Source organism: Chitinophaga sp. (genome assembly GCF_035538455.1).
In the GTDB taxonomy this organism is placed as follows: domain Bacteria; phylum Bacteroidota; class Bacteroidia; order Chitinophagales; family Chitinophagaceae; genus Chitinophaga.
In genome coordinates this window covers 1-12,815 of sequence record NZ_DATLKJ010000029.1, presented here as the reverse complement: position 1 = coordinate 12,815, position 12,815 = coordinate 1, and the positions used below count along the sequence as shown (strand labels likewise).

Sequence of the window (12,815 nt, the reverse complement as noted above, 5' to 3'; positions counted from 1 at the left end):
TTTATAAAAACAAAAAACCCGTTAAGTGAATTATTCTTAACGGGTTTTTTGTTTTTATGAAATGGTATAATTGTCCATTAGAAATGTAAACGATCACTGTTTAATGGTATCCCTGGGGGGATTTTTCTTCAAGGAGTCCTCGGGAGGCAGGGCAGGGCCCATTGCCTTATGTAGTGAGTCTAACAGCGGTGTACGTTTTACATGGGTGTTGCTGAACAATTCACTAAAGCGGTTGAACTCACGTACATAGGAGATGCCTACGCCAGATTTTGTACGGTTGTTAAGGTTATATACGTCGTAATCAGTTTTGCTGAAGGCGTTGATACGGAAACGACCGTCAGGGGTGAGGAGGTATTCAATGCGGAAGTCGCCGGCAAACCGGTTGGTATTAGCGGATGTTGCAGTTTTGCCCCAGTCATAATCGCCACCAGCGTAGAGCCGGAACCGGTTGTTGAACAGAGTACTGGTAATGCCGGCGCTCACCTGGTTGCGATCTACGGAAGAGTTGTCCTGAGGCCCTCCCACGTTATAGGCGCGGTAGTTTACATTCACACCGATACCACTGCCCTTCAGCAGGGCACCGGTAATATTGTTCAGGATGGCAGAAGCCTGGGCCGATAGTGCCTGGCCCACACTGTTTTTACCAGTGATGCCCACGTTGGCGCCGCTGGTAGATGCATCGTCGGGCAGGAATTGATTAAAGAGCAGCAGGCCGTACATCTGCAGTAATGCTTTATTCTGATCGTTATTGATCTCTTTCAGTTTTGCGGCCACACCACTTTCATAGGAAAGGCTTCCTACTTCGGGCAGTTCAATGGCATAGGCAATGTCTGGCTTCATGAGGGCGCCGCGGAGGTTAATCACTACATCCACTTTTTCCGTGCGGGTGGCGAGTTTGTCGTTGGAAGCCACTGTGGCGGCTTGCCCCAAAAGGTTGTACAGGCTCACTTTAGGCAGTGAGTACTTAGCTGTGATATTCACCTTAGCTTCCTGCGGGTCGCCATTCCAGGTGATGCTACTGTTTTTCTCTATATCGAACTTCCAGCTGGTGAGGCGTTGGAAGGTGAAGTTGTAAGATCCGTTATTGATTTCGTAGTTACCGAACATATTGAAATCGCCCTGAGTGGTGGCAATGATCTGGAGGTTGCCGGTACCATTGGCAGAAATGATGTCGCCGGTGGAGGCATCGAGGATCACGTCGATCTGTGCATCAGGATTGGCGGCGATGTCCAGCTTCACCGTCAGTCTGGTGTTGTCTTTTTTCTTCTTTGATTCTTTTATCTCGGTGCCGTAGGTTTTGAAGTTGATGTAATCGTATTTACCTATATCCTTGCTGTCGGACATGGGCAGATAGAAATGTGTTCCCTTTACAGGGCGTGCCAGTACATGCAGTTGCAGATCGTTGAGAGGGCCGGAAAAATAGACTTTTCCGTCTGCAATAACATCTCCATAAAACAGATCATTATCAGCGGAAGTGGTATTCAGGAAAAGGAAGTTTCTTCCGGTGACATTGAAGTCAAAATTCAGTTTGTCGAAATGATCATGACTGATATATCCGCTGGCGGTACCTTTGGTATTGTATTTATCGATAATGGTGAAGTTGCCGAATTCGATGAGATTATCATCCATATTCACCTTGAGCTGCGGAATTTTAAATCGCGTACCCAGGTAATCCACGGTCACGGCCACGGTGTCAAGCTGCAATGTACCCTTGACTGATGGCTGGGATGTGGTACCGGTGATGTTCACTTTACCACTGACGGCTCCGGTAAGATCTGTAACATATCCTGTGAGATATTTGCTCAGCAGATTGATGGACATGCTGTTCAGATCCAGTGTGGCACTGATGTTGTTGTTGGGTGCAAATACCCCGACATTACCTTGCGCCAGGAAGCTTTTCCCTGCATTATCAGATTGCACAGCGAAGTTGACGGTACCGGATTTATGATGATAGCCGCCGTCGATATTCAGTATACCGATAGAGTCGTTGTCGATACGCAGCTCCCTTGTTCTCAGGGCTGCATTCACGTTCAGATCCTGTGTAGGATCGGTGATATGAATGGTGCCGTCAGTAACACCTTCTATGCGGGTGGTAATCAGCTGGGCGGGTATTACATCAGCGAGGTTCAGGTTTTTGAGTGTGACGATAAATTTGGACTCATCGGGATTGAATTCATTCGTTTCTACGGTAATGCTCTGGTCGTTGCGTGTAACCCGGAGATTTTTTACGGTGAGGAAATGTTTGCTCCAGTATATTTCATTACCGGGTGTAACATTCCACTGGCGTTCGTTTACGGTGAATGCGCTGTTGAGGAAATTGACCTTTACGCCTTCAGGCACTGTTACCACACGGGCGTAGAAACCATCCAGTGAGGAGGTGTCCTCTGCCTGCAGGTCGACTTTTACAAAGGAGGTGTCGTGGCTGGAACTGGCCAGTATCAAAGGGTTCTGGAGAACGGGATTGGTGCCGTTGAGCACTTTGCCGATGCTGGTACTGATGTTTACTTTGTTGAAGTTACCTTCTCCTTTCAACTGCAAATCCTGTATATGATAATGCTGGAAGGCTGCTTCGGGTATACTGACGTTCAGCGCCAGGTTACCGCCATTGATGGTATTAAGCGTTCCTTGTATAGCGGTCTGGTCAAAGCCAGAGAAATCTTTTGTAAATCCTTTCAGCAATTTTCCTACTTGCCCAAACTGGAACGCGAAAGAAAAGTCTTCGCGGATATTAGTATTGGCCGGAGGGGGGAAGAAGCTGGGATAATACTTATTGAGCAGCAGCTTAAATGCATCCGGTAATTCCATCAGTTTATAGGATCCTTTTACATAACCGCTTACTTCACTTCCTTCGAGGCTGAGCACTTTGATATTGTCCTGGAGATGGGTGGAAACGGTAAGGGAGTCAAACTCCAGCCGTTTGTTGTCTTTGAATACGGATACTTCGTACATGCGCGCCACCCCATCGAAGTTGTCGATGTTGCTACCGGCGAAGTTCAGGTCCAGTTTGGCTTGTAATGTGATGGAGTCTTCCGTGAGGCGCAGTGCTTTCAGATCACCTTTCCTGATTTCTGAATTGAATTTGAATATTGGCAGTGCTTCATTGAAATCGATCGTACCTGCAAAGTCCATATCCAGGTTGGGATCCTTGGCGTTCAGGGAGCCGTTGAAGAACTTGCGGCTCATTTCTCCTTTGGTGATGATGTTACGGTAGTTATAGCCATAGAGGCCGATTTCCTGTACATCTGCATCCAGGCTGGCTTTCAGTGTTTTGAAATTAAAGCCTTCTCCGTTGATCTTCGCTTTGGCAGACAGGGTGGAGATATTACTATTATCTATCAGGGCGCCGAGGTTGAAGTTGGTAGTGACGAGGCTACCTGAATATACGGGCACATCGCGGTTTGTCTTGAAGTTCAGGTCGGAGCTTACCTTTCCCAGGTTGGTCTGGAATTCACCATAGGCTACAAAGTCATTGATGAAGCCTGTATAGCTTCCCTGGAAGCGGATAGCGGTGAGGCGATCCATCCTGATGGCATTCACATCTTTCACAACAGGCATGATCTGCATGACATCTGCACCGGTGGTAACCAGTTCGTCTGCGTGGAAATCTATGAATGTTTCATTAATATCCGGGAGGCCGCGCATTTCCAGGCTACCTTTGAGGCGTGTGGTATTACCGGCCTGCAGTTCAATTTCAGCGGCTTTCAGGTTGCTGACAGGTCCACGGGCCTTGCCACTGAGCGTAATCTCCTTTTTCCAGGTGGAAAGCGGGGGGGCAAAGAAAGCAATATCATCAGACGACAGCTTACAGTCTTTAAAGCGGGCCTGCATGAACACGTCGTCGATGTAGGCATTCATATCGCTGATATCTGAATACTGCATGGTGTAGTAGTCGCCGATATGACTGCGGTTGGTGTAAAGATCGAGGTGGGAGAACTCCATTTCCACCGGCGACATCTTGAAGCGGCAGGTCATCTTTTTCACTTCAAAGCCGGACCGCTCTTTGGTGCTGAGCGTAAGATCCCCGATTACGCTGTCCTTCACCAGGCTGGTGTTGGAGAGTGACAGGTTGATATTACTGAAGCGGATATGATGTGGTGCGAAATAGCCTTCTTCTATTTTGGTGCTGTCTTCAGGTTGATCTACTCCGAACAGGCCGTCTTTTATGTTGATGTCTTTTACGACCAGTTTCCAGTTATCGTTGTTCCAGCGCAGCTCCGGTACTTTGGAGGTATCCGGCACAGGGCTGGCTGTAGCGGAGGATTTCCGTTTGTGCCGGTGGGGAGAGGAAGAATAGCTGCTGATGATGTAGGACGGTTTTACCAGCAGTATTTCCTGTATGTCGATATTATGTCTTTTAAGGTCGAGGTTTTTGGCATCGATGTAGATGCGTTTGGCGGAAGCGCGCATGTCTTCACCTACCCATTCATCGATCTGGCGGATCTTAATATTGCGGAGATCTATTTTCTTGAGATCCAGCGACAAGGGTTTGGCTTGCTGGGGAGTGGCGGAAGGGCTGGTGGTGCCGAATGCTTCTTCCAGGAAATGATAGTTCCACAGCGAATCATTACGATGCCGATGCAGGTTTATCTGTGCGTTGTCCAGTCCGATAAATTTTATCACTGGTTTCTCCTGAAAGAAGAACCAGTCGGTAATGCGAACCTTCAGGCTGCCTGCATACAACAGGGTATCCTTATGGTGATCTTCAATAAGCGTACCCTCGAGGTTCATGCTGTTGAACAGGCGCAGGGTTACGTGTTTAATCTCTACACGTGTATTAAGATTCTGCGATAATCTGTTAGTAACTTCATGAATGAGTAAATTCTGTACTGCAGGAATATTTACCAGTATCCCTATCAGAATGATCAGACCTAACAAACACAATAGTACTACAGATAATATTTTCCGTACTTTTTTCAGGCTACAAATTTTATCCGGCAAAAATAATTAATAGTTGGCAGTCGGCCGTAATTACCTGGTGGGAAAAGACAAATAACATTAAATTTATGCCAAAATGATTTTTATGCTCAGAAAGCTCTTGCCGGTAGTAGCGTCGGCACTCCTGTGCTGTTTTTTCAAATCCGCCATGGCAGCGGACCACATGGGAGATTCTTCCTTACATCAACCTAAATACATGTTAGTGATCCACGGAGGCGCAGGTACGATTCTCAAATCAAAGATGACACCTGAAAAGGAGAAGGCTTACCAGGAAGCGCTTACGGCAGCATTGCAGGCTGGCTATAGTATTCTGAAAAGCGGAGGTTCGAGCCTGGACGCCGTTACTGCCGCAGTGCGTGTGATGGAAGACTCGCCTTTGTTCAATGCGGGAAAGGGCGCAGTGTTTACTAATGAGGGCAGGAATGAAATGGATGCCGCCATCATGAATGGCAAGACCCTGGAAGCCGGTGCTGTGGCCAGCGTTACGGTGATCAAGAATCCGATCACTGCTGCGCGGGCTGTGATGGAGAAGTCGCAGCACGTGATGATGATCGGCGCTGGGGCAGAGAAATTTGCAAAGCAGGCAGGACTGGAGATTGTAGACCCCTCCTACTTTTATACAGAAGACCGATGGAAAGCGCTGCAACAGGTGAAAGCTGCGGACTCGACCAAGATGCAGCTGGATCACGATTCTGTTGTGCATAAGTCCGCTGCCCGGTTGGGTGTAGAAAACAGGGACCATAAGTTTGGCACCGTAGGTGCGGTAGCGTTAGACAAGCAGGGGAACCTGGCGGCGGCCACCTCCACGGGAGGCATGACCAATAAGAAGTTCGGACGTGTAGGTGATTCCCCTATCATCGGTGGCGGCACTTATGCCAACAATGCTACCTGCGCTATCTCCTGCACGGGTTGGGGCGAGTACTTCATCCGCCTGGTAGTGGCCAAATCGGTAAGTGACCTGATGGAATATAAAGGGTGGTCTGTACAACAGGCTGCTGACGAAATGATCATGAAGAAGGTACCCGCACTGGGCGGGGATGGCGGCCTGATCGCCATTGATAAAGACGGTAACATTGCCATGCCTTTCAATACAGCCGGTATGTACCGTGGATCTGTAACAGCTGACGGTAAGATCACCGTGGCGATATATAAATGATTTTGAGATTTAGGAATTTAGGAATTTTAAGTTCCTAAATTCCTAAATCTCAAAATTACTTCACTGGTTCTACCTTATAGCCTTTCTTCCTTAACAGGGCTATCACACCTTTATCTCCCCCCAGGTGACCTGCGCCCACAGCGAAGAATGCCGGACTTTTCTTCATCTGCGCTTCTATTTTTGGAATCCACTTTGCGTTGCGGTCAAACAAAAGAAGACCCGCAAAGCCTTTCATATCAGGAGATGACATGACGGACTGGTATACTTTATCAAGATCCTGGGCTTTATAGGCCGCACTCATGGCTCTGAATTCTTTGTTGGTGTTGGCAGAATCCTTCAACATTTCCATGATCATCTTTGCTTCTGTCTTATCAGGAATGCTATCGAAGATGGCTATCTGGCTTTCTACCGTTTCCAGCCCGCCAATGGGCTTATGCAGGTTCTTTGAAAGGGAGGTCAGCTCCTTTTCGCAGGATACCTGTTCCTTACAGGGCATCATGAGCGGTATCAGCATACTCATCACGAGCATGGGTTTGGCGTTATCCAGGAACTGCAGGTCCATTCCATAGTTAGTCTTTATGATGTTATTCAGCAATTTATAATCCGTGCTATCGAAGAGCGCCTTGAACGAATAACCACCGGGCATCAGGAGCAGCGGTTGCATTTTGGCTATCATAGAGGGGTCCGACATGTCGATTTCGAAATATACCTTACTCATTTTCGACAGCTTTTCCTTTACGGCTGGCGCAAAAGTCAGATCACCCTTGCAAAGCATATGATGTGTGCCATACAGATAGGAGGGTTGTGCGAGTCCTTTCCCTGATACTTTCCAGAGCAGCGATTGAGCCTGGGAATTCACCTGTAACAGTAGGACAGATAGCAATAGTGTGATGATCTTTGAGAATGATGACATAACATGTTTTTGGGATGAATGAGTGATTGTTTGCTGATCAGAGACCGAATTCCTTCAGGAACAGGTGCAATGTTGTCATATCTTTCTGCAGATGCAATGCAGATACTACTGCTCTGTTTACGGGTCTGCTATGCGGAAATGGGTAGGCGAAGCTGGAGATGATGACATCTCTTTCAGCCAGGTAGGCTGCAATAGAAGCCTGGCCTTCCTTTTCCGGGAGTACAAACATAGGCAATGCATGCGGATTATGCACGGTGGTACCGGCCACTAAGTGCAGCAGATAAGCAATGTTTTGTTGTAATACGGTTCTCATCTTCTTTACCAGTTCGGTGGATTGCAGCCAGGCGTATGCATTGGCAGGCATCAGCGGTGTGCTGGCGGTAAAGAACGTGGTTTTCTTCAATGCCGCAATATCTGCTGCGCAACCGGCCACTACGCCCCCTTCGAGGCTATACGCCTTTGCCAGTGAAGTAGTAATCAGGCATCGCACATAGTCTGTCCCTGGCAGGAAATGCGCACACCCCTGACCGTCAGGCCCCAGGATACCGATACCGTGGGAGTCATCTATTAACAGCAGTACTTTGCGCCGGATGTCGGGCAGCCAGTTGAAACCGTGTACAGTGCCGGTAAGCGGGTTCACGGCATCGGTAACGATCACGTAAGTATTATCTGGTTGTTGATTGACTTTGGTTACTGTTTCCTTTATCCATGCATCGCGGTCCAGGGTGGGAAGGGCCGGATTGTGATGCCACAGGGAAGGATGCGCATCCGGTGCATACAGGATTTGTCCGCGTGTGGCAGCGTAATGTACGGCTGCCTGTGCGGCCAGATAGCCGGAGGAAAACACAACGGCAGCCTGCTGCTCCATCAGTGTGCTGAGGGCATGCTCTATCTCCTCGTACAGCGTGAGCCGCAGGTTACCGGCTCTGGATGAAGGAAAGAGGGCTCCGTATTGCTCAATGCCAGCAGCGATATTCTTTTTGAACTCCGGCTGTTGGTGCAGACCAAGGTAGGAAAAGCCCGAAAAGAAGAGGCAATTTCTTCCATCAATGTTAACTGTTCTGCCTGGAGTGATATCGGTATGAAGCATAGGGTAGTTATTCTTTTTTGGTACACAGGATAAAATGAAAATCTCCGGAAATAACATTCATGTCGAAGTGTTCTTCATCCAATCTTTCAACGGTTACGAGGTTTTCTGCTGCGCGGGATCCGTTGGATGCCGTTACAGAGATCACTTTGCCGTTGCTGAGCAGGAAATATTTGCCTGAATCAGGCTTTCCGGCAATGGTGGCCACAAACACGTTGTTGTCAAGAAACTGATAGTAGACGTCGCTGTAGTAGCCGTTCTTCAGGTCCTTTGCCTGGATATGCTGCGTATTGTTGAACGGATCACCCGGAGGAACTTTCACATCATACACCCGCCATTTCTTGTGTATCAGGAGCTGGTTGGTCCTGTTGGTATTACAGGCGGCGAGGAATATACAGGCTGTTATAACTGTAATGTATATACGTATTTTCATGTTTATTACTTACCCATTTTTTCGCGGTTATATGCGTCCGATTGCCCTTTGGGAATCGACAGGCTTTGCCATCCGTCTTTTTTGATCATTTTGCCGATATATACAATTTGCCCTACGTGATAGGGAATGTGAGCCAGCTGGCGGTTGATGGCATCGATCACGGAGTGCGGCTCACTGCGGACGTATATTGTTTTTTCCAGGTCTTCTTCCTTCAGGTTATCTATTGCATTAAACAGGCAATCCCATCCTTCGCTCCATAGTTTTATTACTGCCTCTTTCGACAGGCTTTTATCATCTTCAAATTCAGCATCACGATGACGGTTGGGTTTTTCGCCATCAGTGGTGAGAAAATCTGTCCACCGGGAGAGCATATTACCATGGAGATGCTTTACGATGTGCGTGATGCTGTTAGGCTCGCCTTCAGGCTGCCAGTGCAGTTCTTCGGCAGTGAGCCTTTCTATGGTTTTGCTGCCCAGGTCGAGATAGGAGCGGAACCGTTTGCGTATGCTATCGAGGTAAGTAGTTGCGAACATGATTTTAATTTTTTTATGTGGTTATATGGTTATTTAGGTATTTAAAATGCAGCGGATATTATTTTATATTCAAACACATAATATCAATCTCCGCTGCATTTTAAATACCTAAATAACCACATGAAAAAATAAATAAATCTCAGTACCCTGCAGCGCTGTCGTCTCCGCGTTTATCACCGGAGGCATCCAGGAAGCGGGTGGCGGGTGCTCTTTTGATAATCTCGGTGCGGCCTATCTTTGCGCGTTTCACTACTTTGTAACCCATATCCTGCAAAGCCTGTATGGTACTGTCCGGAAAGTCCTGTTCCACGGCTACATCATCGGGCAGCCACTGATGATGGAATTTAGGCTTGTTAATCGCATCAGCAGGGGAGAGGCCGAATTCTAAAGTGTTCATCAGCGTCTGGAACACGGAAGTAATGATGGTGGAACCTCCGGGCGTACCGAAAGAATACACCGGATACTTTTGTTCCAGGACGATGGTAGGTGTCATGGAGCTGAGCATACGTTTGCCGGGAGCAATGGCATTGGCTTCGTTACCAACGAGGCCGTACATATTAGGCACGCCTGGTTTAACGCTGAAGTCGTCCATTTCGTTATTTAATAAGAAGCCGGCCTTGCCAACTACTGTTCTGCTACCATAGTGGCCATTGAGTGTGGTGGTAACAGATACGGCATTGCCATCTGCATCAATTACGCTGAGGTGTGTTGTTTCGGTACTTTCAGGAAATACGCCGGCCTTCACATCCTGACTGGAACCGGCTTTCATGGGAATGAAGTCCTGCATGCGGGCTGCCAGATATTTTTTATCTGTCAGCTTTGCTACGGGTACTTTCACAAAATCGGGATCGCCCATATATTGTGCTCTGTCTGCAAAAGCTCTTCTTTCCACTTCTATCATGAGCTGCACGGCTTTGGGTGAATGGAAGCCCCATTGAGAGATGGGATAGTTTTCCACCATGCCCATCATTTGTTGCAGGCAGATGCCGCCGCTGGAAGGCAGGGGCATGGTTAATATCGTATAGCCTTTATAGTTAAAGGTGAGTGGTGTGCGTTCGCGTACTTTGTAATTTTTGAGATCGGCGAGGGTCATGATGCCTTTGCCGCGCTGCATTTCCGCTACAATGTTGCGTGCTGTTTCTCCTTCATAGAATCCTGCGGCGCCATTGTTTCGTATAAGCGTCAGCGTATGAGCCAGTTCTTTCTGTACGAGTGTGTCACCTGCTTTCCAGGGCTGGTCCTTTACGAAGGCTGTTTTCGTGGTGTTGAGTTTTTCAAAGTCGGCTTTGTAGGCATTGAGGCCGTCTGCTTCTCCAGCTGTGATCACGAATCCTTTTTCAGCCAGGAGGATGGCTGGAGCTATCAGTTTGGAGAAGGGTAGTTTTGCATATTTCATGGATGCAAAGAGCCCAGCTATCGTACCGGGTATGCCTGCGGCGAGGTGGCCGTCAACGCTTAGTCCGGGAACGGGCTGCCCGGTGTTATCGAGATACATGTCCCTGCTGGCTTTGGCGGGAGCTGTTTCGCGGAAGTCCAGCGCGATATTGCGGCCATTGCTCATGTGTGCTACCATAAATCCGCCACCGCCGATATTGCCAGCGCCAGGATAAACTACTGCCAGCGCCAGTTGCGTGGCAATTGCCGCATCCACGGCGTTGCCACCTTGCTGCAGCATGATAGCGCCGGCACGGCTTGCCAGCGGATGCGCCGATACTACTGCACCATGCAACACTTTGATGTCTTTATCGATCGTGTAGTCATAAGGCCTTAGTTGTTCTGTCAGTCGTTGTGCTCGGGTAGTATGCCAGCAGCATACTGCTAACCCCATCAGTATCAGGAAACGCATGGTCTGGTGTTTGCCTCTAAAATTAAGAAAACAATCCCTATCTTACGTAAACAAACTATCTGCTTTATATGTGCCGATCCCTTTTACTGGCTTTTTGTTTATTTGGCTTTATCCGTTTGCAGGCCCAGGCTCCTTCACCTGATCAGTTTCTTGGTTACCCGTCTGGCGCTCAGTTTACACCACATTATAAGGTGGTTGATTATTTCAGACAGGTGGCTGCATCTGTCAAAAATGTAAAGCTTGAGCAGTATGGCACCACCTATGAAGGACGCCCGCTGATGATGGCTATTGTCACCGATCCTGCTAACTTCAGCCGTCTCGATGAGATCCGGCGCAATAGCCAAGACCTCTCTTTTGCCAAAGGCTCACACGACAATCATCAACCGGTGATTGTGTGGCTCAGCTATAATGTACATGGCAATGAGGCCGTTTCTACAGAAGCAGCAATGAAAACATTATACGAGCTGGTTAATAACGGTAACGCACAAACGCAGCAGTGGTTGAAGAACACAGTGGTGATCATCGATCCATGTCTGAATCCCGATGGAAGGGAACGCTACGTTAATTTCTATAATCCTGTGCGCAGCCGCAGGCCGGATATATCACGCTATTCCCGCGAACACCGCGAGCCCTGGCCGGGAGGAAGAGCCAATCACTATTACTTTGACCTGAACCGTGACTGGGCATGGCAAACACAGCAGGAGTCGCAGCAGCGTGTGGCCCGCTATAACCAGTGGATGCCGCAGGTGCACGTTGATTTTCACGAGCAGGAGATAGAGGCACCTTACTACTTCGCGCCGGCTGCGGAACCATTTCACGATGCCATCACGCCCTGGCAGCGGGAAGTGCAGGTGATGATCGGGAAAAACAATGCCCGTTATTTTGACCAGCAAGGTTGGCTTTACTTCACCAAAGAGCGCTTTGATCTTTTCTATCCCAGCTATGGTGATACTTATCCCATGTACAACGGCGCTATCGGCATGACTTACGAGCAGGGTGGCAGCGGGCGTGCAGGCGTGGCGGTACTGAAGCAGGATGGTGATACCCTTACCCTGACAGACCGTATTGCACACCATTTCACTACCAGTATGTCTACGATAGAAGTGGCCTCCACGCAGGCTGCAAAGATCATGGATGAATATGCCCGTTACTTTGAGAATGCTAAACGCGATCCACAGGGCGGCTACAAATCATATGTGGTAAAGGCTGCAGGCAACACAGAAAAGCTCAATACACTGGCGGATCTGCTGCGGAAGAACAATATAACCTTTGGCTTTGGCGCCCGCACCGGCAGCGCTTCCGGCTATAATTACTTTACGGGCAAAAACGAAAACTTCTCTATCGAACCGGAAGATCTCGTGATCAATGCCTACCAGCCCCGCTCCAATATGTTAAGGGTGCTCTTTGAGCCGATATCACATCTTTCTGATTCTGTTACTTATGATATTACCGCATGGGCACTGCCATTCGTATACGGATTACCTTCATATGCTGTGAAACAGCCACTGACGCCGGCAGCGGATTCTCCGTCCGTACGGAATAATTCTCCGCTGGTAGCCCAGCAGCCGTATGCGTACCTGGCAAAGTGGAACAGTATCCGTGATGTGAAATTCCTGTCGGCGTTGTTACAGAATCATGTGAAAGTACGTTTCACCGAAACCCCCTTTACCGCTGGCGGCAAAGCATTCCCGGCAGGAACGCTGGTGATTACACGCACTGGCAATACTACAAAGGGGGCGTGGTTCGACAATTTTGTAACTACAGAAGCCAATCGCTTTAAGATCTCACTGGATGCAGTGGCCTCGGGCTTTGTAGAGAAAGGCATGGACTTTGGTTCCGATAAAATCAGGTACATCAAATCTCCCAAAATATTGCTGGTAGCGGGAGATAATGTTTCTTCTCTGGGCTTTGG

8 protein-coding genes are annotated in these 12,815 nt (G+C 48.4%); 2 read left to right on the top strand and 6 right to left on the bottom strand.

Going from position 1 to position 12,815, the window contains the following annotated elements; translation table 11 throughout:
* Window positions 1-93 precede the first annotated feature (93 nt).
* A complete protein-coding gene (locus VM802_RS02845; protein WP_325527767.1) occupies window positions 94-4,875 on the bottom strand; it encodes a translocation/assembly module TamB domain-containing protein in 4,782 nt (1,593 codons plus the stop codon).
* A 145-nt stretch (window positions 4,876-5,020) separates the two neighbouring features.
* Between VM802_RS02845 and VM802_RS02840 the strand changes: the two genes are divergently transcribed.
* Window positions 5,021-6,091, top strand: coding sequence for an isoaspartyl peptidase/L-asparaginase family protein (locus VM802_RS02840; protein WP_325527765.1), 1,071 nt, complete (start codon window positions 5,021-5,023; stop codon window positions 6,089-6,091).
* Window positions 6,092-6,146: 55 nt separating this feature from the next.
* Here VM802_RS02840 and VM802_RS02835 read toward each other — a convergent pair whose 3' ends face one another.
* The 5 genes from VM802_RS02835 to ggt form a co-directional block, all read right to left on the bottom strand.
* Window positions 6,147-7,004: a TraB/GumN family protein gene (locus tag VM802_RS02835; RefSeq protein ID WP_325527762.1), complete on the bottom strand. Its 858-nt coding sequence runs from the start codon at window positions 7,002-7,004 to the stop codon at window positions 6,147-6,149.
* Window positions 7,005-7,041: 37 nt separating this feature from the next.
* Window positions 7,042-8,094, bottom strand: a complete 1,053-nt coding sequence (locus tag VM802_RS02830) for an aminotransferase class I/II-fold pyridoxal phosphate-dependent enzyme (protein ID WP_325527759.1) — start codon at window positions 8,092-8,094, stop codon at window positions 7,042-7,044.
* A gap of 7 nt (window positions 8,095-8,101) precedes the next feature.
* Window positions 8,102-8,524, bottom strand: coding sequence for a hypothetical protein (locus VM802_RS02825; RefSeq protein ID WP_325527757.1), 423 nt, complete (start codon window positions 8,522-8,524; stop codon window positions 8,102-8,104).
* A gap of 5 nt (window positions 8,525-8,529) precedes the next feature.
* A complete protein-coding gene (locus tag VM802_RS02820) occupies window positions 8,530-9,057 on the bottom strand; it encodes a DUF1572 family protein (RefSeq protein ID WP_325527755.1) in 528 nt (175 codons plus the stop codon).
* A 139-nt stretch (window positions 9,058-9,196) separates the two neighbouring features.
* Window positions 9,197-10,903 carry a gamma-glutamyltransferase gene (gene ggt / locus VM802_RS02815; RefSeq protein ID WP_325527753.1) on the bottom strand — a complete coding sequence of 569 codons (1,707 nt, stop codon included), beginning with the start codon at window positions 10,901-10,903 and terminating at the stop codon, window positions 9,197-9,199.
* 68 nt (window positions 10,904-10,971) lie between these two features.
* Here ggt and VM802_RS02810 point away from each other — a divergent pair.
* Window positions 10,972-12,815: M14 family metallopeptidase (locus tag VM802_RS02810; RefSeq protein WP_325527751.1), on the top strand; the 1,844-nt coding region annotated here is incomplete at its 3' end.